At 45.4% G+C, this 22373-nt stretch carries 11 protein-coding genes; 7 read left to right on the top strand and 4 right to left on the bottom strand.

What is annotated here, in order from left to right; genetic code table 11:
- Nucleotides 1–305 precede the first annotated feature (305 nt).
- On the bottom strand, nucleotides 306–905 hold the full coding sequence (locus Q5691_RS13905) for a sulfite oxidase-like oxidoreductase (RefSeq protein WP_333345268.1): 600 nt from the start codon (nucleotides 903–905) through the stop codon (nucleotides 306–308).
- Between the two features lie 310 nt (nucleotides 906–1215).
- On the opposite strand from Q5691_RS13905, the gene Q5691_RS13900 reads away from it, so the two are divergent.
- On the top strand, nucleotides 1216–1449 hold the full coding sequence (locus Q5691_RS13900; protein WP_333080936.1) for a hypothetical protein: 234 nt from the start codon (nucleotides 1216–1218) through the stop codon (nucleotides 1447–1449).
- A gap of 340 nt (nucleotides 1450–1789) precedes the next feature.
- On the opposite strand, the gene Q5691_RS13895 is transcribed toward Q5691_RS13900, so the two are convergent.
- Both Q5691_RS13895 and Q5691_RS13890 read right to left on the bottom strand, forming a co-directional pair.
- The gene (locus tag Q5691_RS13895; protein WP_333210695.1) at nucleotides 1790–2485 is read right to left on the bottom strand and encodes a TrkA family potassium uptake protein; all 696 of its coding nucleotides are present in this window, start codon (nucleotides 2483–2485) and stop codon (nucleotides 1790–1792) included.
- 139 nt (nucleotides 2486–2624) lie between these two features.
- Nucleotides 2625–3959 (bottom strand): TrkH family potassium uptake protein, encoded by a 1335-nt coding sequence (locus tag Q5691_RS13890; RefSeq protein WP_333210696.1) that lies wholly within the window; start codon nucleotides 3957–3959, stop codon nucleotides 2625–2627.
- 260 nt (nucleotides 3960–4219) lie between these two features.
- On the opposite strand from Q5691_RS13890, the gene Q5691_RS13885 reads away from it, so the two are divergent.
- The 3 genes from Q5691_RS13885 (at nucleotide 4220) to Q5691_RS13875 (ending at nucleotide 16320) form a co-directional block, all read left to right on the top strand.
- Nucleotides 4220–5173 (top strand): methyltransferase domain-containing protein, encoded by a 954-nt coding sequence (locus Q5691_RS13885; RefSeq protein WP_333210698.1) that lies wholly within the window; start codon nucleotides 4220–4222, stop codon nucleotides 5171–5173.
- A 36-nt stretch (nucleotides 5174–5209) separates the two neighbouring features.
- Nucleotides 5210–6268 (top strand): homogentisate phytyltransferase, encoded by a 1059-nt coding sequence (locus Q5691_RS13880; protein ID WP_333345266.1) that lies wholly within the window; start codon nucleotides 5210–5212, stop codon nucleotides 6266–6268.
- Between the two features lie 197 nt (nucleotides 6269–6465).
- Nucleotides 6466–16320, top strand: a complete 9855-nt coding sequence (locus Q5691_RS13875; protein ID WP_333345264.1) for a tetratricopeptide repeat protein — start codon at nucleotides 6466–6468, stop codon at nucleotides 16318–16320.
- Nucleotides 16321–16401: 81 nt separating this feature from the next.
- Here the strand turns inward: Q5691_RS13875 and Q5691_RS13870 are convergent, their stop codons facing one another.
- A complete protein-coding gene (locus Q5691_RS13870) occupies nucleotides 16402–19617 on the bottom strand; it encodes a glycosyltransferase (RefSeq protein ID WP_333345262.1) in 3216 nt (1071 codons plus the stop codon).
- A 141-nt stretch (nucleotides 19618–19758) separates the two neighbouring features.
- Here Q5691_RS13870 and cobA point away from each other — a divergent pair, with 141 nt between their 5' ends.
- The 3 genes from cobA (at nucleotide 19759) to Q5691_RS13855 (ending at nucleotide 21861) form a co-directional block, all read left to right on the top strand.
- Nucleotides 19759–21324, top strand: a complete 1566-nt coding sequence (gene cobA / locus Q5691_RS13865) for a uroporphyrinogen-III C-methyltransferase (protein WP_333312122.1) — start codon at nucleotides 19759–19761, stop codon at nucleotides 21322–21324.
- A gap of 32 nt (nucleotides 21325–21356) precedes the next feature.
- On the top strand, nucleotides 21357–21551 hold the full coding sequence (locus Q5691_RS13860; protein WP_333210706.1) for a DUF2281 domain-containing protein: 195 nt from the start codon (nucleotides 21357–21359) through the stop codon (nucleotides 21549–21551).
- 133 nt (nucleotides 21552–21684) lie between these two features.
- A complete protein-coding gene (locus Q5691_RS13855; RefSeq protein ID WP_333210709.1) occupies nucleotides 21685–21861 on the top strand; it encodes a type II toxin-antitoxin system death-on-curing family toxin in 177 nt (58 codons plus the stop codon).
- Nucleotides 21862–22373 lie beyond the last annotated feature (512 nt).

The following is a 22373-nucleotide window of genomic DNA, read 5'->3' as shown; positions in this document are numbered from 1 at the left end:
GTAAGATTCGTGGGTACTGACAGTTCCAGAAGTTTTCTATTAGCCAGAAACTGGGAATATGTGTTTTTTGGGGCTGGTGTAGGGGAGTTAAAGTAGTTTATCTATCGGGTAAATTACGTACAAAATGCGATCGTTGGGTCTAGGTATTTTGGTTGAATTAAATAGAGCCCCTGGCGTGAGATATCCCCAAGATGCGATCGAGGAGATGCAATTTCAGCAGATTGAAGCGGTAAAAGAGCGGATTGCCCATCAACAAAGATTATATAGAGAAGCTCTGACCCCGTCCTTGCTCCATATCGCCCGCATCAAAACAGACCGCTGTAGCGTTCCTCTGCCCAAGGTTCGCCCCGCTGGTGGTAGCCGTTGCGTTCCCAAAAACCTAGTTCTTCGGTTTCTGTAAACTCCAGGCCGTTAATCCATTTAGCGCTTTTCCAAGCGTACAGGTGGGGAACTACGAGTCGCATTGGGCCGCCGTGGTCTGCGGATAGAGGTTCGCCGAAGACGGTGTGGGCGAAAAAGTTTTCTTCTCGGAGGAAGTCGGCGATCGCAATGTTGGTAGTGTAGCCGCCGTAGCAGTGTTCTAGGACGTGCAGAGCTTTCGGATCGACTTCTATATAGTTCATAAAATCTGTGACTTTGACTCCCGTCCACTGCACGTCGAGTTTTGACCACCGGGTGACGCAGTGAAAATCCGCCGTAAAGTTACTTTGGGGCATGGCCTGGAAGTCCGACCAAGTGAAAGTTTGTGGTTTTGCCAATCCCCAGACTTTAAATTCCCAACTTTCAATGCTGACGGAGGGTGTATCGCCGTAGGTCAGCACAGGAAAACCGTTGGCGAGGTATTGACCCGGGGGGACGCGATCTATGTTTTCTGATTCTGGCTTGCGAAAAAATTTGCCCAGCATTGATTCACGCTCTACAGTAACTGACTGCCATCCTGAGTATAACTTGCAGAGATGAGCGCATCGCAATTCATCTCAAGGTAGAAAAGAAAAGCACTTTTCTAGAAATAAAAATCCCTAAATCATGCTTGATGCCCGCCTATTTATGCCTTGGGAGAGAGCCGAAGCTAAAAATTTAAAAAATTTATCACTCCCGCGTATGAATTACCTAACCTTAAATTTTATCGTAATTATTGGTGCATTTCTGAATCTTTGATGTATTGTTACAATATGCTCAGATGCCATATGTCAAAAAATTGATGGGGTAAAAATCATGATCACAAGTTGCTTGATTCCGTTGACGGTATGCTTGATTGCTTGGTGGGTGACTGCCGGGACTGACAACAGAACGCTAGACGGAATTCCGGCTCCCATAGCTGCAATTATTGGAATGTGTTCGTTAATTTGGTTGGTAGCGGCGTGTCCTTGGCCTGTTGAACTTGCTCTAGTATTGGCGGTGCTGGTTTTCGGCAAAGCTTATTTGCAAAAAATCTTGAAAGTCGGCTGAATTTTTAGGGCTAGCGCTCCTATGATTTGCGGGAGCGCGATGATCGAGTGCTGCTACCTTGTTAAAATTTTTTGCGATTTGTCTGGCTAGGTTCTCCGAGGGGGTCGCAAAGACGGAACCAACCCCAGAACTGGTGAAATTCAATTTACATATTTCAGTTAAAAATTAGAACATAAAGATCGACAGAGAAACCCGGTTTATTTTAGATCAACCGGGTTTTTGAAGGTCTGAAATTTTCACACATCCCGCAAGAATTGCTGAGGAATTCGACACTCGGAATACAAGAAAGTGGGTTTCTGAGTCCAGGAGTGTTGGTGTATGTGCGTAAAATGGCGAGCTGTTAAATTGGCAAGCGATTGATATCTTTATTAGAACCAATTACTACCATCGCGTCGCCCTTTCTCAAGCGTTCGCTTGGCTCCGGATTAATCTCGAACTTTTCGGCGCGCCCGACTGCTAGCAAGTTCAAACCATACCTGCGCCGGAGTTCCAATTCGGAGATGGTTTTACCGTCAAACTTTTCAGGAACGAGCAACTCAACGATGCTGTGAGCTGGGTCGAGGTCAAAGCGTTCTAAAATGCTGGGTTTTGTAAGAAGGCGGGCCAAAGAGCAGCCCATTTCTCGTTCTGGAAAAACTACATGATCTGCGCCGACTTTTTTCAACAGTTTTAAGTGAGTTTCCGAAGAAGCTTTGGCTATTACGTGATTTACCCCGCCTTCCTTAAGGTTTAGGGTGGTGGTAATGCTTTCTGCTAGGTAATTGCCGATCGCCACAATCACTGTTTCAAACTCAAATATACCAGCTTCCTGAAGAGCGCTAGGCTCAGTAGAATCTAACTGCACAACGTGAGCAGCAATACGATCGTTCAAAGCTTGAGTTACTTTTTTTTCATCGGTGTCAATTCCCAGGACTTCGTAACCCAAACCGTGCAGAGTAGAACACACAGCTTTGCCGAAGCGTCCCAAACCAATAACGGCAAACTGCTTGTTGTCGGCGCGCAAAGTGCGAAAAAAATTTAAAGATGACAGGTTCACTGAATATCCAGCGCTGAGCGTCTTGCTGTTGAAATTTTAGCAGAGACAGCGCCGCCTCCTTTTGATTTTTGGCTAAGTAGTAAAAGTTGATTTGGGTTGTCACCCATTGTTTAGATTATCAGCAACGAGGCAGAATTTTTTATCCCACTAACAAACTTTCCTCAGCATACTTAAAAGACCTGGGTTTTGGATCGCCGAAGGCAGCACTCATCAGCAGCAACACGCCAACCCGACCTATGTACATTGTAGCAATCAAAACTAGCTTACCGATCGCTGAAATCTTGGCTGTAATCCCTGTGGAAAGACCGACCGTGGCAAAAGCTGAAACTGCTTCATACAGCGCTGCGATAAATTCTACTTCGGGATTGGTCAGCTCGATTAAAATTGCAGATGTGAATGCGACCAACATGGAACCGAAGACTACACTAATGGTTTTTAGAATCATTGCTGGCGGGATTTGACGCTGATAGCACTCCACATCTTCCTGGCCTTCGAGAACTGCTGTGGTACAGCAAAACAATATTCTAAAAGTTGTGGTTTTGATTCCGCCGCCGGTGCTGCCAGGACTGGCGCCGATAAACATCAGCGCGACAGTCAGAAATAGCGAGGCTTCGCTCATTTTGCCAATGTCAATTGTATTGAATCCCGCCGTGCGGGGAGTAAGAGATTGAAACCAAGCTGCCATCACTTTTTGAGGAAAATTTAGAGAGCCGAAAGTGTCAGGGTTGTCGTATTCCAGCACCAAAAAGGCTAGCATTCCTAAAATCAAAAGGACAGCCGTTGTAGTGGTAACAACTTTGAAGTTCAAAGAAAAAACTGTGCAGATAGGGCTTTTCTTCAAGCGATCGCGCAGCCACAGGTACATTTCCATAATTACTTCATAGCCGATTCCGCCAAATATGATTAAACCACCGACAGTGAAGTTAACCATAGGCGAATTGATGTAGCCGATCAAATTATCTGAATAGATGCTAAAACCGGCGTTGTTAAACGAATTAACGCTGTGAAATATAGCAGACCACACACCCTCTTTAAATCCGTATTGGGGGACGAAAACCGTCATCAGCAAAAACACTCCTGTTAATTCAAACAAAAGGGTTGTTGCTAGAATTGACTGCACGAGTTGTACTACGCCGGCTAGCCCGGATTTGTCGAGAGATTGTTGCAGGGCAACTTTGTCTTTCAAGCCAAAGCGGCGGCCCAATAACAGCAGCAAGAAAGTCGTGGCTGTCATGTAGCCCAAGCCTCCTATTTGCACCAGTAAAACTAGGCACAGTTGCCCCCAAAAAGAGTAATATTTTCCGACATCCACAACCGACAATCCCGTGACGCAGACAGCGGAAGTAGAGGTAAACAGTGCTGTTATTGGATCGCTCCAAGTTCCATCAATTGTGGAAAAGGGCATCATCAGCAATAGAGTACCTGCGAGGATGACAGCGAGAAAGCCCAAAGCAATGGTTCGCGAGACAGTCATTCGATTTTAGGTTTGAGATTTTAGATTTTAGATGTGAGAGGGAACCCACAAATCGATTTGAGATTTGAGGTTTGAGAGGGAAGCCACAAATCGATTTGAGATTTGAGGTTTTAGAGGGAACCCACAAATAGAGCGTCGGGCGTGAAGTCAGGACATCTCTATCTGGCGAAGGCCGGAGACCGATCGAACTCAATCGCCAAATTCTATGACAACAGCGGGAAAATAACGGTAGAATTCCTTTAATAACTTGCGATCCGGCGATGACATCAACACTTTACCAGCAAATTCAGCAACTTTACGACGCTTCTAGCGGTTTGTGGGAGCAGGTGTGGGGCGAACATATGCACCACGGTTACTACGGCCCGGATGGCAATTTGAAAAAAGAGCGCCGACAGGCTCAGATAGATTTAATTGAAGAACTGCTGGCTTGGGCTGGAGTACCGTCAGAGAAAGCACTGTGTGAATCTTACCGCATTCTCGATGTCGGTTGCGGGATCGGCGGCAGCACACTGTATTTGACTGAAAAGTTTAGTTCGGTCGCGGCAAATAATTTAAAGTTGGATGGCGAGGCGGATCAAAATTATAGCCGATCGCCTGAACAAAATAAAACGGGCGCTAGCGTTACAGCGACCGGGATTACTCTGAGTCCGGTACAGGCCAACAGAGCGACCGAACGCGCTAAAATTGCCGATGCTCAAAGCAATGTGAACTTTTTGGTGGCCGATGCTTTGAATATGCCTTTTCCTGACGAGTCCTTCGACTTGGTTTGGTCGCTCGAAAGTGGCGAACATATGCCAGACAAAATTAAGTTTTTGCAGGAATGCTGCCGCGTACTCAAGCCGGGAGGAACTTTGATTTTGGCAACTTGGTGTCACCGCCCGCTGGGAGAAACGGCGGGTGAATTAACTGATGAAGAGAGAAAAGAATTGGCAGAAATTTACCGAGTTTATGCTTTGCCTTATGTGATTTCTTTGCCGGAATACGAGGAAATTGTTCGCAGTTTGCCTTTGACAAGTATTCGCACCGCTGATTGGTCAAAAGCTGTTGCTCCTTTTTGGGATGTGGTGATCGATTCTGCTTTGACTCCGAGCGCAATTTGGGGTTTGCTAACTAGCGGTTGGACGACTATTCAAGCAGCACTTGCTCTCGTATTGATGAGCCGTGGATATCAGAGCGGGTTGATTCGTTTTGGGCTGATTTGTGCTGTAAAATAACAGGAATATATCAGAGAAGTTTTGAGTCTTGAGTAGATGAGTAAGGTGCGTATTACGCACCCTACAGAATATTATTTGTTTGGGGTGGGTGTGAGTTTTATGGGCAATGATTCGATTGGCAAGTCTTGGATTGATAAAAATGGCTCGGCTCCGCAAAGCTGGGTGAGGGCTTTTTGGGAGTTTTCTCGGCCGCACACAATTGTGGGTACTAGCTTGAGTGTATTGGCTTTGTACGCGATCGCCCAAAGTGCGCGGCTGTTTGTGAATCCTGTATTTGGGTCCCTAGCTTTTGCCTGGTTGGCTTGCATTTGCGGCAATATTTATATTGTGGGATTGAACCAGTTAGAAGATGTTGAAATTGATAAAATAAATAAGCCGTATTTGCCGATCGCCTCGGGAGTGTTTTCTCAGAAAACCGGGGAATTAATTGTAATTGCCACGGGAATTATAGCAATTTTAACGGCTGTTTTGCAAGGCCCGTTTTTGCTGGCTACCGTTGGCGTTAGTTTGGCGATCGGGACTGCTTATTCTCTGCCCCCAATTCGGCTGAAACGGTTTCCTTTTTGGGCGGCGCTGTGCATTTTTACTGTGCGGGGCGCGATCGTAAATTTAGGGTTATTTTTGCACTTTAATTGGGTGTTGGGTTTGGGAAGGGCGAAAAGCGCTTTTTCTGGCTGGAGTTTGGAGAGTATGTCTTTTCGGATTCCTGCGGAAGTTTGGGTGCTAACGGTTTTTGTTGTGGTGTTTACGTTTGCGATCGCCATTTTTAAAGATATCCCCGACATGGAAGGGGACAAGCAATATAATATTACTACGTTTACGATTGAGCTGGGCAAGCCTGCCGTCTTTAATTTATCTCGCTGGGTATTGACGGTTTGTTATTTGGGCGCGACTTTGGCGGGAGCGATCGTATTGTCGAATGTTAATTTAGTGTTTCTGGCAGTTTCTCATTTGGCGGCTTTGGGTTTGATGTGGTTTTGGAGCACGAAAGTTGATTTGGACGATAAAATAGAAATTGCTGCATTTTATCAGTTTATCTGGAAGTTGTTTTTCTTAGAATATCTGATTTTTCCCGCAGCTTGTTTGTTGGGGTAGAAGGGGAAGTTCGGCAACGGATTGTGTAACGGATGTAACGGATGTAACTGCGATGGAATGGGGAAGAAGGAAGAAGGAATGGGGAAGGGGGAAGAAGGAAGAAGGAAGGGGGAAGAAGGAAGAAGGAAGGAAGAGTTAACAAATTAGAATAAGTTGGCAATTACAAGTTAGCGAACTCCCAAACAACCAAGACAACTATGGCTTCTCAAAAAAAATCGCGGAAATCTGCCTGCAAATTGGGTGCCGAAGACTCTTTGAAATTAGCTTGGGAACATCACCAAGCGGGCCGTTTGTTAGAAGCTGAGAATTTGTACCGGCAAATAATAGAAGTACAGCCGGAATCAGCAAACGTGCTGTGTTTGCTCGGAATAGCGGCGAGACAGCAGGGAAAAATTTCAGAGGCGATCGACTTTTACGAACAGGCGATCGTCCAAAACAGCGATTTTGTAGAAGCACATTTAAATAAGGCTAATCTTTTGCTGGATGTAGGCGAATATCAAAGGGCGATCGTCAGTTACGAACAAGTCATCAAAATCCAGCCCAATTCGGCACTCGCTTACAATAATTTGGGCTGGATTAAACAACAATTAGGCGAAATAGACGCTGCTATTTTATATTACCAAACAGCGCTGCGACTCGACCAAAACCTGCACGAAACAGCGCACAATTTAGGACATTTGTTTAAACAAAATAATCAATTAAACGAGGCGATATCTTATTACCTCCACGCTTTAAAAATTAATCCAAATTTGACATATTCCCTAATGGGCTTGGGAACAGTTTTGCAGCAACAAGGTAAATTAGCCGAAGCTTTCAACTGCTACCAGCAAGCGGTAAAAATCGACCCCATCAATCCCGAAGCTCACAACAATGTAGGAGCATTTTTCCACGAACAAGGCAATGCAAAAGCAGCAATATCCCACTACCGGCAAGCATTAAACTTAAAGCCAGATTTCGTGGAGGCTATTAATAATCTCGGACACGCTTTGGTCGATTTAGGAGAATTTCAAGAAGCTTTTTCTTGTCACAGTCGAGCATTGGAATTGCAGCCAGACAACGCCACCGCCCACTTGGAATTCGCCTTGACTTTGCTATTGTTTGGAGATTTTCAGCGCGGTTTTGCTGAATACGAGTGGCGGTGGCGCACTCCGCAACTACAACCGAGGCAATTTAAACAGCCGGTTTGGGATGGTTCGGATTTGCAGGGGAAAACTATTTTACTCCACGTCGAGCAAGGCTTCGGCGATTCGATTCAGTTTATTCGCTACGCCCCGATTCTTCACAGCCAAGGCGCTAAAGTTATGGTGGCTTGCTATCCAGAACTGCTGCGGTTGTTTACGACAGTTCCTGGTATTAAATATTTATCAGTTAGTCTGGAAGGTTTGCCAGAATTTGATGTTCACGTGCCGCTGATGAGTCTGCCGCGAATTGTCGGGACAACTCTGGAAACAATACCTGCCAATGTTCCTTATTTATATCCGCCTGCTGAGTGCAAGTTTGCGCTTTCTTCTGATGCCAAATTGAAGGTGGGGATTGCTTGGGCAGGGAGTCCGAAGCGCCGGAAAGACAATCAGCGTTCTTGCATATTGAGCGATTTTATTCGATTTTTGGATGTTCCGGGAATCGCTTTTTATAGTTTACAAAAAAACTTGTCCGAGAGCGATCGCACTTTGTTGCACCAACACTTAGTGCCGGATTTAACTCCGCATTTGAACGACTTTGCTGATACCGCTTCGGCTATATCTCAACTGGATTTAGTCATTAGTGTCGATACGGCTGTGGCGCACTTAGCTGGTGCTTTAGGAAAACCGGTTTGGGTGCTGCTTTCTTTTGCTCCTGACTGGCGTTGGCTGCTGGATCGTGAAGATAATCCTTGGTATCCAACTGCGAGGCTTTTCCGCCAAAGTCAGCCGGAAAGTTGGCAAGAATTGTTTGAGGAAGTACAGGCGGCTTTGAGTTTATTTGCGCTGACCAATACTGCTAGTTATTCTGAGGATTCTGCCCACGATCAGCTTGACTTAGTTTCACTCGGAATAACTGCTAATCCTACGCCGGATCTCGATTATGCAGCTCTCAAAATGACAGGTGCAAGCGTAGTTCAAGAGAGTAAACAAACATTTGTGATTGCGAGCGAAGGGTTAGCGGAACGCTCCACAGTTAAGCAATTGCAGGGAATTGAGACCTCTTTTGCGCTCGGAACGGCTGGCAATAATTTGGTTGTCTTAGAGGATTTATTGCGGCAAGCAGAACATTTAATGGAAACAGGAGATAGAGAAGAGGCGATCGCCCTTTACGAACAGATAATATCTCTTGACCCAAATTGCGTTCAAGCGCGGATTAATTTTGGTTTTCTCAAGCAGGAAAATGGCGAATTGGAAGCCGCTATCCCCCATTACCGAGAAGCTTTAGCCATTGATCCAAATATTCCTCAAACAGCTTACAACTTGGCAAAGATTTTTGAGGAGCAAGGTCAAGTGGAAGAGGCGATCGCACATTACGAACAAGCTCTTGTCGCTGAACCTAATTTCGTACCCGCACTGATTAATTTAGCTGTGGCGCAGCAAGAAAAAGGCGAACTTTTCAGGGCGATCGAGCTGTACCGGCGAGCGCTGGGAATTAATCCGCATAGCTGGGAAGCTTATAACAATCTGGCAACTGTTTTGCAAGAACAGGGCAATTTAGAAGATGCGCTGGAGTATTATCACAAAGCTCTAGAATTGCTGCCAGATTTTGTGGAAGCTATCAACAATTTAGGCAGGACGTTTCTGGAAAAAGGCGCGGTACAAAATGCCATATCCTGCTACAGACGAGCGATTTATTTAAACCCCAATCACGCTAGCGCTCACCTGAATTTGTCCTTGGCTTTGCTGTTGGTGGGAGATTTGGAAAATGGTCTCGCTGAATACGAGTGGCGCTGGCAAATTAAAGAATTTCACACTGGTCACTCCTGTTTTTTGACGGGGCTGGATAATACTGTTTCGGTGAGAGAATACCGGCCGCTATGGGACGGTTCTGATTTGGTGGGAAAGACTATTTTGCTGCACGCCGAACAAGGTTTAGGTGATTCGCTTCAGTTTATTCGCTACGCTGCGATCGTCAAAAATAAAGGCGGTAGGGTCATTGTGGGCTGTTACCCGCAATTGCACCGTTTATTTGCAACGGTTGATGGCATTGATTTGCTAATAGTTAAAGGGGAGCCACTGCCGGAATTTGACGTGCAAGCGCCCATGTTGAGTTTGCCCTATATTATCGGTACGAAGCTGGAAACAATACCAGCAAATACTGCTTATTTATCTCCGCCTGCGGGTGCTGAATTTAAGCTTGGGCCCGATCGCACTTTGAAAGTTGGCATTGTCTGGGCGGGGAATCCAAAACACCGCAAAAACAAGCAGCGTTCGTGCAGTTTGAGTCAGTTTCTGCCGCTTTTGGACGTTTCGGGGGTAAGCTTTTACAGCTTGCAGAAAGAGGTTTCTGAGGCAGATCGCGCGCTGTTGAATCAAACGTCGATCGTAGATTTGAGCCCGTATTTTGGCGATTTTGCTGATACTGCTGCTGCGATCGCCAAACTGGATTTAGTCATTAGTGTGGATACCGCTGTCGCCCATTTGGCGGGCGCTTTGGGCAAACCAGTGTGGATTTTGCTGGCGTTTTCGCCGGATTGGCGGTGGCTGTTGGAACGGGAAGATAGTCCTTGGTATCCCACGGCGCGGCTGTTTCGCCAGCATCAGCGGGGCGACTGGGAGGACGTTTTCGATCGGGTGGCGGCAGCTCTAGGCGCGGTTGCTGCTGCATTTGTGCCGTCGGATTCGGCGGATGCAGAGTTTCGGTTGGGCGTGGATTTGCAGCAGCAAGCCGATTTTGGCGGTGCGATCGCTTGTTATGAGCGAGCGATCGCGCTCAATCCTAATTACGCAGCCGCGCACAGCAATTTAGGCGTTGTCAAACAACAAGCGGGCAGGCTCCCAGAGGCGATCGCGCACTACCGACAAGCCCTAGCAATCGACGGGAATTTGGCGGAAACTGCGAGCAATTTGGGCAGCGCGCTCGCGGAAGCAGGGGAGACTGAAGAGGCGATCGCAGAATATCAGCGGGCGCTGTCTTTAAACCCGAATTGCGCGGAAGCGCTGATTAATTTGGGCCTGTTGCGGGAAGAACAAGGGGACGTGGTGGAGGCTATAAGCTGCTATGAGCAAGCGATTCAAGTGAATCCTAATTGCGCGGTGGCTTATTTGAATTTGGGAATTGCTTTGGAGGCACAAGGGGAGGATGCGATCGCGAATTACGAACGCGCGATCGCAAATTACGAACGCGCGATCGCGATCGCTCCCAATGATGTGGAGGCTTTGCAGCATTTAGCATACGCCTCGATCCGACAGGGCAAAATTGACCGCGCGATCGCATACTATGATCGAGCTCTGGCGCTGCAACCGGATGGGGCAGAAACTGATCTCGCTTGCGGGAGTTCGCTGTCTAGTCCAGATAAGTTGGATGAGGATTTAGCTGTTTGCCAGCAAGCGATTCAGGCATCGCCAGCCAGTGCACAGGCTCACGGCAATCTAGGAATTGTCCTGCATAAACAGGGCAAAATTGAAGATGCGATTGCCTGCTATCAGCAAGCTTTGAGCCTGAAACCCGACTTTCCACAAGCTTTGAACAATCTCGGCAAAGCTTTTGAGGAAGCGGGAAAAATGGCAGAGGCGATCGATTGTTACCGTCGGGCGATCGAACTCAAACCCGGTTATATCAATCCCCTCACCAGTTTGGGAAGTGCTTTGCACAATCGCGGACAATTTGCGGAGGCTCTCACCTACTACAGCCAAGCAGTTAAATTTAATGTCGCTAGCCCCGAATCTCACTTAAATTTAGGTTTAGCTTTGCTGCTGTCTGGAGACTTGCAGCGTGGTTTTTGCGAGTACGAATGGCGACTCCTAGTTAAAGAAAAACAGTTCCGGCGCCACAACTTTATTCAGCCGCTTTGGGATGGTAAAGATTTGGAGGGGAAAACTATTTTGCTTGGCCCGGAACAGGGTTTAGGCGATGCAATTCAGTTTATCCGCTATGCAGATTTAGTCAAGCAAAAAGGAGGCAGGGTAATTGTTTGGTGTTTGCCACACTTGCAGCGCTTGTTTGCACAAGTTTTGGGAATCGATGGGTTAATAGTTAATCCAGAGGATGCGCCGGATTTTCAAGTTCAGGTCCAGCTAATGAGTTTGCCACACATTCTGGGAACAACTTTAGAAACTATACCGGCGAATGTTCCTTATTTAGCTCCGCCGCCCGGTTGGGAATTTACTCTCAATCCAACTACTAATTTGAAAGTAGGGATTGTGTGGTCTGGAAATCCTAAAAATTCCCAAAATAAGGTGCGATCGTTACCCCTAAATTTGTTGACAAAACTGTTAGATATTCCCGGAGCAGAATTTTATAGTTTGCAACAGGAAATGACAGCAGACGATCGCGCTTTGTTAGAGCAAATGCCTGTAACAGATTTAAGCTATTATTTGCACGACTTGGCGGATACTGCGGCGGCAATTTCGGCTCTGGATTTAGTGATTTCTGTAGATACTTGTGTGGCACACTTGGCTGGTGCTTTGGGCAAACCCGTGTGGATTTTGCTCTGTTTTGTGCCGGATTGGCGGTGGATGTTGCAACGCGAAGATAGTCCTTGGTATCCCACGGCGCGGCTGTTTCGCCAGTCAACAGCGGGAGATTGGGAAGGAGTTTTAGAACAAGCTAGTTTGGCGCTCAGAGAAAGAATTATCCAGCATCAGGAAGCTCAACCACTAATAGAAGCTCAGCCCAATGTTGACTTAGCTCAAGAACAGTTCAATTGCGGAAATGTTCTGAAAGCGCAAGGTAGATCTTCCGAGGCGATCGCTTGTTTTAAAAATGCTTTAATTTTGCAGCCGACCTCGATCGAAACCGCCACTAATTTGGCAGTGACACTGCACCAAACAGGCAATTTAGCCGAAGCTGCCACCTATTATCAGCGCGCGATCGAAATCGACCCTAACTGCGCTCAAGCGCAAAATAACTTAGGTATTTTGCTGCAAGATCAAGGCAATATAGCCGATGCTGTATCTTGTTTTCAAAAGGCGATCGCCCTGAATCCGATTTACGTCAAAGCTCTCAACAATCTCGGCGCGATACTTCAGCAGCAGGGCGAGTTGCCGACTGCGATCGCGTATTTTCATCAAGCACTTTCCGTCAATTCCAATTATGCGGCCGCGCTGGTAAATTTGGGTGCGGCGATGCAAGCACAATCTCAGCTAGCCGAGGCTGAACGCCTTTACGAGCGTGCAATTGAAGCAGAACCAAACAATCCTACAGCACACTATCACCTGGGAACGTTATGCTTGGCGGCGGGAAAAATAGAACAGGCAATTTCTAGCTTAGAACGAGCCATATCTTTGAACCATAATTATCTAGAAGCTATTACTAATTTAGGCAGTGCTGTTGAACAATTAGGAGACGTAAATCGAGCAATTTTTTGTTACAATCAAGCTATAAAACTTGATGCAAATTGTGTTAAAGCTCACTTCAATTTAAGCTTAGTCTTGCTGTTGACTGGAGATTGGCTGCGCGGTTTAGCAGAATACGAGTGGCGCTGGCAAACTGAACAGGCGAAAAAATTACCACGGTTGAATTTTGATCAACCAGTTTGGGACGGTTCAGATTTGAACGGACAAACTATTTTGCTCCGATCCGAACAAGGTTTAGGCGATGCCATTCAATTTGTGCGCTACGCGGCAATGGTGCAGCAAAAAGGTGGCAAAGTAATCCTTTCTTGCTATCAAGAACTGAAGCGTTTATTTAAGCAGATTCCTGGCATCGAACAAGTGGCGGTTCGGATGGATGAATTGCCGTATTTCCAAGTGCAAGCACCTCTGATGAGTTTGCCGTATATTCTCGGAACAAATTTAGAAAATATACCGGCAAGTATTCCTTATTTAGCTGCGCCGCCCAATTGGCAATTTTCTCTAAATTCCGATGGTAAGTTTAAAGTTGGGATTGCGTGGGCTGGAAGTGCGGAACATTTGAAGGATTTTCAGCGATCGAGCGATTTAAGCTATTTTCTCACATTATTAGATATTCCCGGTGTAACTTTTTACAGTCTTCAGAAAGACTTATCGCCTGAAAATCGTAGTTTGTTAACTCAAATTCCCGTGATAGATTTGAGCGACAATTTGAACGATTTTGCCGATACTGCGGCGGTGATATCGCAACTAGATTTAGTAATTTGCGTGGATACGGCTGTCGCGCACTTAGCCGGTGCTTTGGGTAAACCCGTATGGATTTTGCTGTGTTTTATGCCGGATTGGCGGTGGATGTTGGAACGCGAAGACAGCCCTTGGTATCCGACGGCGCGACTGTTTCGGCAGCATACACCGGGCGATTGGGAGGAAGTATTCGATCGCGTAAAAACAGCCTTGCTAGAAAGGGCGGGCACGAGGGAACCGCCCCTACAATCTACTCGTTCCCAAGCTGTGCCTGGTAACGGAGATACCGAAGCTTCGGCTCGATTTTCTTTGTCGCCCGCACAGGTACAATTTCACCTAGCAAAAGCCTTAGAAAAACAAGGTAAAAAAGCAGAGGCAGCCGTTCGCTACGAACAAGTAATTGCCGCCTCACCCAGCCACGCCGAAGCCCACAGTTATTTAGGTTATCTCAAACAGGAAAACGGGCAAATAATCGAGGCAATTTCGCACTACAAACAAGCGCTAGAAATCAATCCCAACCTGAGCGAAACAAACTTATATTTTGGTTCCGCCCTCGAAGAACAAGGAAAAGTCGCAGAGGCGATCGACTTCTACAATAAAGCAATTCAACTACGTCCCAACTCGCCAAATTGGCGCTTGAGACTAGCCTTAGCTTTGCTCTTAACTGGAAATTTTGAGCGTGGTTTTGCGGAGTACGAATCGCGCTGGCAAACTCAACAATTGGATCAGCGCTCTTTTGAGAAACCACTTTGGGACGGCTCGGATTTGCAGGGAAAAACAATTTTATTGCACCCTGAACAAGGTTTTGGTGATACGATACAATTTATCCGCTACGCGGCTTTAGTTAAGCAAAAAGGCGGCAAAGTTATTGTTGCTTGTCATGTCTTGCTGAAGCGTTTATTTGAAGGAATTGCAGGAGTCGATCGAGTAGGAGTCAAGCCCAGCGATTTGATAGATTTTCAAGTGCAAGTCCCGCTGCTAAGTTTGCCCCGAATTCTGGGAACGACTTTGGAAAATATACCGGCAAATATTCCTTATTTAGCCCCACCACAGAATTTTAAATTTTCCCTAGAGCCGAACAATAAACTAAAAGTCGGTCTTGTGTGGGCGGGCGGCCCGCTGCACCGCAACAATCATCGGCGATCGTGTAAATTGAGCGATTTTGTGAAATTTGTAGATGTTCCGGGAGTGAGTTTTTACAGCCTTCAGAAAGATTTGTCAGGAGGCGATATTACTTTATTAAAGCAACACCAAATTGAAGATTTGAGCAACCATTGCGTAGATTTTGCCGACACCGCAGCAATTATTTCGCAACTCGATTTAGTAATTTGCGTAGATACTTCTGTGGCGCATTTGGCCGGTGCTTTGGGCAAACCCGTCTGGATTTTGCTGTCTTTCGTGCCCGATTGGCGCTGGATGCTGGAACGCGAAGATAGCCCTTGGTATCCCACTGTGCGTCTGTTTCGCCAGCAAAAAGCTGGTGATTGGGATGGAGTTTGCGATCGTATAAAAGCAGCCTTAGAACAGCTAATTTCCCATCCTCTCCCTCGCTACCTGGCTCTGCCTGGTAACGCATATTCAGAGGCTCCGTCTCAAATCCAACCCCCAGAAACTCCGCCTCAAATTCAGCCCCCAGAAACTCCCCCACAAATTACAGGAATGGGCATCAGTTGGCCGATCAGCATCACCAGCGGCTGGGGAATTTACGCCCTGAATTTAACACTACAACTGCGGCAAAATCCAGCCTGGGAAGTTGCACTTTTAGCACCCCCATCAATCACCTCAGAATCAATGAATCCGCTGCATAAATCGCTGTTGTTACCTGTAATTGAAAAGCACAAAAGTTTTCAGGAATTAGTAGCAGCAAATTCCGACAAACAAATCAGTTGTAATTTTCCCGTACTTTACGCTTTGGGGAATAATTTAGCATCGTCGGGAGTTGACAATCAAATTACCAGCGCTTGTCAAATAGGAGTCATATTTTTTGAAGACACACGAATCACAGCAGAAGCACTAGAAACAGCCAAAAAATATAGCGTGATTGTCGCCGGTTCCAACTGGAATGCGGATGTTTTGAGAAGCTGCGGCTTGACTAATGTGGCGATGGTACATCAAGGAATTGACCCAACAATTTTCCATCCTGCACCCAAATCTAATCTATTTGGCGATCGCTTCGTCATTTTCTCTGGCGGCAAACTGGAATATCGCAAAGGTCAAGATATTGTAATTGCCGCTTTCAAACGATTTCGCGCCAAACATCCAGAGGCTTTGTTACTAACAACATGGCACAACTTCTGGCCTCAGTATATGCTAGGAATCGAACAAACCGGAAACGTTGCCGGACTTCCCAATATCAACCGCGACGGAAGTTTAGAAATTTCTCAATGGTTAGTGGCTAACGGTTTGCCGGTTGACTCTTTTATCGACATCGGCTTAATTCCCAATCACCTCACCGGACAAATTTTGCGAGAAGCCGACTGCGCTGTTTTCACCAACCGCTGCGAAGGCGGCACTAATTTAGTCGCAATGGAAAGTATGGCCTGCGGAATTCCGACTATTTTATCAGCAAATACTGGTCATTTAGATTTGATTTACAGCCATATTTGCTATCCTTTATGGAGTCAAGGACGAGTTAAAGTGACGGCTCCTTTTTCCGGTGTTGAAGGTTGGGGAGAGTCTGATGTGGCAGAAGTTGTCGAGGCTTTGGAGCAAGTTTATACTAATCGCGAAGAAGCAAAACGGATCGGTTTAGCTGCGGCTAACTTTATGCTGGATTGGACTTGGGAAAAACAAGTTCAACGCTTTCTCGATGTTATATCAAATTCGCTTTAAAAATCATCTTTTCCGGCGAATAGAATTCGCTACTACACAAACAAAGTCGGCGAAGGCGGACTAAATAGTAAATAATCCGGCTCAAGTTGCGATTTTATCCAATAGCTTTTCCGCAACATTCACGCTTTCAATATCGTAAAGTTCCCGGTTGTAACAAACAATTTGTGCTACCAACTTGTGATGATATTGCTGAGCTTTTGCCAACATAGAAACCTGGGAACGCCGATAATTGACAACTACTTCTCTCGTTCCCAAAAAGGGAATATTGTGCTTATGGCAGTTAACCCAAAACTCCCAATCTTCGTAACCTTCCTTCATCCCAACTTTGTACCCGCTGACCAAATCCAAAATAGATTTGTGATAAAGTGAAGACGGGTGAATCATGTTAGATTTCTTGATATTTTCGGGCGAATACAACTCGTAACTTGGTACTATACGATTTTCCGTGCCAAACATTTGATAAGAACCAAAGGCTACGCAAGGGACATTTGATTTTAAACATATTTCTAAAAGGTCAGTCAAGGCGTTTTCAGCTAGGATATCATCGGCATCTAAAGGCATGATGTATTCACCGTTTGCGGCTGCTATGCCCGCATTTCTAGCACTTGAAAGCCCTTGATTTGTTTGTTCTACAAGCGTAATTTGATATTGGGAATTTGCTAATATTAAATTTTGGGCAACTGTGCTGGTACTATCTAAGCTGCCGTCGTTGACAATGATAATTTCCCAATTTTTGTAAGTTTGGTTAATCACGCTAGTTACTGCTTCCACCAAAAAATGAGATTGATTGTAGCAGGGAATAATCACAGATACCAAAGGTCGATCTGCCAATTGTGGCGATGCTGTAACTTGTTTGACACTTTCTGATTGTAAATTATGTGCCGAATTTCTAGCAGTTTGCAAACTGTAAAAATAAATCTTGGGATGGACGATGGCTAATTGATTCAGAGCGGTATTTTGATATTCATTTACTAGCCTCGGATATCCCGACAAGTATTCTTGTTTAACAAAAATCAAGACATTCTGAGCGTACCAAGGCTCTACTTTGTCATTGTTCCATATTTTTTTTCTCAAGCCGTCAATAACTGCATAACCGTTTTTCTGAAAGTAATAAGCCCAATATTGTGGCCACTGTTCGTTAACGTGTTCGACACCGCCTTGAAATGGTATTGCTGCTGAAAACAAAATTACTGGTGCTAGTTGAGTGAGAGAATTAACAAAGTTTTCGGCACAGGTAGCCGGCAAATGTTCGGCCACTTCTAGGGAAATTGCTAAGTCAAACTTTCTGTTTATTTGCAGCGGTTGCTTTAAATCGGCGGATTGGAACTGATTTAAAGGAATTTGTAAAATAGTGCGATCGACATAATCGCCATCTATTCCCAAACAATCAGCAATTCCCAATTTGTGAAACGCAGCTAACCAACTTCCCGTACCGCAGCCCACATCCACCACACTTTTAGGTAAAATCGGTTGCAGCAAGTCTAACAGCAGGGGAATAATTTCTCTAGCAGAAGTGCGAGTTCCTTCTCCGATTAATTGGTAAAAATCTCTTGTATAAGATGACTGTTGATTTTGATTGGTTGGGCTGGCTGTTTGAGAATTAATTGTCTCTAAACTGCTAATATTGTAGCCGTGCAAATGTGCTGGCAACTGCCAGGAAATCTTGGGATCGGGTTGATGTTTTACAGGCTCGACATTTCCCCGCCAAGCCGCACCCATAATTTGCATTGTTTGATAAATTACAGTATTCCATCCCCTTTGCTTTAAGTAATCCAAACCTTGAGCGACATCGGGAGCACTTAAATCGTGAAATAAAATTATTGCATCTTCTTCCGCCAATTTTTCGCAAACAATTGCGTCATTTAACGGGCCCGGTTTTCCGTGTTCTCCGTCAATAAAAATTAACGACCATTTGCGGTTGAATTGAGCAGAAAATTCTTCGACTCTTTGGGGGCTGTAGCCTGGTATTAGCTCGACTGATGTTTGAACGCCCGACGCATTTAGAGCACATTGAATTGAGTCGATTACGCTTTGTCTAATGTCCTCTCTTTCTAACAATGGATCTACGACATCTAACTCAACTCCTGCGAGGGCTAGGTGACCGGCCGACCACCCTAGCCAGCAACCTATTTCTAATGCTTTTTTACCTTTGAATTGCAGGGCTGTATTGTAAAGGATATGTGCTTCGTCGCGATTCAAAAACCCGATGAATGGATAGCGCTTGTCTGCATACCAATTATGCGGAATTTCCCGGCGCAAGTAAGGCCAGTTACTCGCATTTGGATCGGCAATAATCATATTGGGGAAATAGGAGTCAGGTATAATTATTTGGAACCCTGGCGAAACGTAATCCCCTGGGTGTAATAAATTATTTTTGCTAAGTTCAGGTTGTTGGTAAGTCATTTTTGGTTCTTGAAATATTGGTATTGCTGGCTGTTTTTTAGGTTGATAACGGACGCTAATTTCCAGGATATCGCCGTCAGTTGCCATCAATTGTACTCGGTCAAACTGCTGGCGGCCAGCTAAATGCAAAATGCCGATCGCCTCCTGCGGCAAGTAAGGTTCCACAAAACAGCCTCGCTGCTTGTCCCAAACCGGAAAACCGTTGAATATCCAATTGCACCAAGCTGGGAGCATTTCAGTGAGATTGAACAATTCGTTACTGTAAACAGCGAGGTTGAGGGCAAATTGATCTGTCATGACACAGCCTGATTTCTGCAATCCTTGATGGAGTTTTTCAGCCCATACTTCCCAGTGCAAAGCATCTTTTTGGAGGGCAAAAACTCCGGCATTTAATATAGGATAACTGTAGAATTTTTTAGCGGTTTCTTCACCAAAGTTAGCTTCATATTGTTGATAAACCCACTGCCAAAACTGAGGCAGTTGCCCGTACTGCTGCAAGCTTGCCCTGTGAACTTCGGGAACAATTGCCAGTCCCCGGCGCGATGCTCCTTCAACCAACAAATTAATTGCTCTCCAGTCTTGAACCCAAGCATCCGCATCAATCCAAATGTATATATCAAAATTGGGAAAGTATTTTCGCAAACAAGGTCTAACTAATAGTCCTTTTAAATGTTCGGGAGCTTCATTTCTGCCAGGAAAGTCAAAGTCCCAATCTGGCTTTTGAATGATATTAACTTGTCTTTCCAGCCACTGCAACTGTTCGGGAGTGCAACCGAGATCGAAAAAGCCGATCGCCACATTTTCACCCTCTGGTTTTTCCCGCACCGATAAAATAGTACCTCGCACTAATTCAAAGTAATTTGCATCGGCGGCCGTGATGATGATAATCTGCATAAATAGCTTTTCTAATACAATAAACTGGGGAGTATACCGTAGGGTGCGCCTCGGCGCGTCTTACTATAGTTTAGGGTGCGCCTTGGCGCGTCTTACTATAGGCTAGCAATATTCATACAACTATACTATCGAGGAGGAATTGTGAAAAACCAAAAAGGGAAAGTTTATTTAGTCGGTGCGGGGCCCGGAGATTGTAACTTGATGACAGTGCGATCGCACAAACTGCTATCCCAAGCCGAAGTCTTAATCTATGACGCTCTAATCGACATCCCGCAACTCGAATTAATCCCAGCAACTTGTCGAAAAATCGAAGTCGGCAAACGTGGCGGCAAACCTTCCACCCAGCAGCAAGAAATTAACCGCTTGCTGGTAGAACATTGCCAAGTTGGAAAACAAGTAATCCGCTTAAAAAGTGGCGATCCGTTTATTTTTGGTCGCTCCAGTTCGGAAATTCAAGCATTAATCACAGCGGGCTGCGAGTTTGAAGTAATACCCGGAATTTCCTCCGCCCTAGCCGCACCTTTACTAGCAGGAATTCCCCTCACAGACCCGGTAATGAGTCGCTGTTTTGCAGTGATGAGCGCCCACGAACCCGATGATCTGGAATGGGAAGCATTAGTGCAGATAGAAACTTTGGTAATATTGATGGGAGGACGCAATTTAAGCGAGATAATTTGGCAATTGCAAAAGCACGGACGATCGCCAGAAACTCCGATCGCCATTATCCGAGATTGCGGCCGCCCCGAACAGCAAATTTGGCTCGGCACTCTCTCCAACATTGTACAGCAAACAGCAGGTCAATCTCTGTCGCCTTGCGTGACCGTAATTGGGGAAGTAGTTAGATTGCGCGAATATTTAATCCAGCCAGAAAGCACAAATATGATCGATACACCTGTCACCATTAATAATAGCAAATTGCCGCTAGCAGGAAAAACCATTTTAGTCACGCGATCTGTTTCTCAGTCGGCTGAATTTAGCGATCGACTGCAGCAACAAGGAGCCCGCGTGATCGAAATGCCCGCCTTGGTAATTGGGCCACCTTCGACTTGGGAACCATTAGACAGTGCGATCGCACAATTGTCAAGCTTTCGCTGGTTAATTCTCACTTCCCATAACGCTGTAGACTGCTTTTTCCAACGATTACAAGCAAAAGGCAAAGACGCCCGCAGCTTGTTTGGTATTAAAATTGCAGTTGTCGGCAAAAAAACAGCAGAAAGTTTGCGATCGCACTCTCTACAACCAGACTTTATTCCCCCCAACTTTGTCGCCGATTCCCTAGTAGAAAACTTCCCGGATAACTTGCAAAACTGCAAAATCCTATTTCCCAGAGTAGAAAGCGGAGGCAGAGAAGTTTTAGTTAAAGAATTCACCGCCAAAGGAGCGCAAGTAATAGAAGTGCCAGCTTACCAATCTTGCTGTCCAGAAAATATTGATCCTATCGCCCTATCCGCACTCCAAAATCAAGCCGTAAATATCATAACATTTGCCAGTTCCAAAACCGTACATAACTTTTGTAATCTCATACAAGAAAGCCCAAAATTATCCCTATCTAAGGATTGGTTGGAAAGCGTTTGCATCGCATCCATCGGCCCTGAAACTTCCAAAAGCTGTCAGAAATTATTGGGTCAGTTAGATGTGGAAGCTAAGGAATATACCTTAGACGGATTGACTGAAGCGATCGTTGAATGGGCACAAGCGAGGTTGTAAAATAGTTGTACGATCATTAAGAGGAAAGAAACATGACCGCAAAAGACCAACTTCTTCAAGAACTCGACCAAGTACCAGAACTCGTGCTGCTGAAAGTGCTTGAATTTGTCCGTTCCTTAAAAACTGAAGAAGAAGAACAACAAAAACTAGAAGCCAAAGCATGGCAGGCATATCTAGATTCAGAACGCGAAATAAAGGAGGTTTATCGTCGCCTTGCCAACTCCTAATTTTGTCAGCCCAAGTATGGTTGTCAATATCCACGCCAGACAGATAGAAAGATTTGGTGGCACTCCTGGCGTTAGAGATGAAGGCTTGTTGGAGTCGGCTTTGGCTTAACCGCAAGCAACTTTTGGCGGTCAATTGTTGCATCTGAAAATTGCCGAACAAGCTGCTGCTTATCTCTATCACATAGCGAGGAATCATCCGTTTATTGACGGTAACAAGCGATCAGCTTTTGCGGTGACAGATACCTTTTTGCGTTTGAATGGTTGTACTCTGAATTTGACCAAGAATTTCTTGATGGTACCGGCCACGTGATTTATCCGTGGAATCAATCCAAAATCTAAAATCTAAAATCCTCAAGCCCCCAAATTTATCCGTGGGGTCAATCCAAAATCTAAAATCTAAAATCTAAAATCTAAAATCGAATGACGGAGGATCGAGCATAGGATTTAGTCATGCCAGTCGCAGGAGGAACGATGACTAAGGAACAATTAAGCACCGAGTTTGAGTCATGTATTGTTTAGTTTTAATAAGTAAGTTGGGCAGTGCGCTACATTGAGATTAACTAAGGTGCGCCCATAAGCGCCCTACAGTGAAAAAGGGAATCGAGGAACAAAAAAGCGAGTAAAATTATCACTAAAGAACAAAGCCGAGATCCTTTGCGTCAAATCAGTAATAAAACTAAACAGAAAATAGCACCAACCGCCGATCGCCCTTTCTCCGCCAAATCCCGCTACCCAGCTACTAATTAGCAATAGCCATGAATATAAATTTTTCTCGTTACGACACCTTAACCACCCTGCTAGCAGGAACTACCGCAGCCTTAA

It is taken from the genome of Microcoleus sp. w1-18aA5 (assembly GCF_036701705.1).
Taxonomy (GTDB): domain Bacteria; phylum Cyanobacteriota; class Cyanobacteriia; order Cyanobacteriales; family Microcoleaceae; genus Microcoleus.
This window is presented reverse-complemented; position numbering and strand designations above follow the sequence as displayed.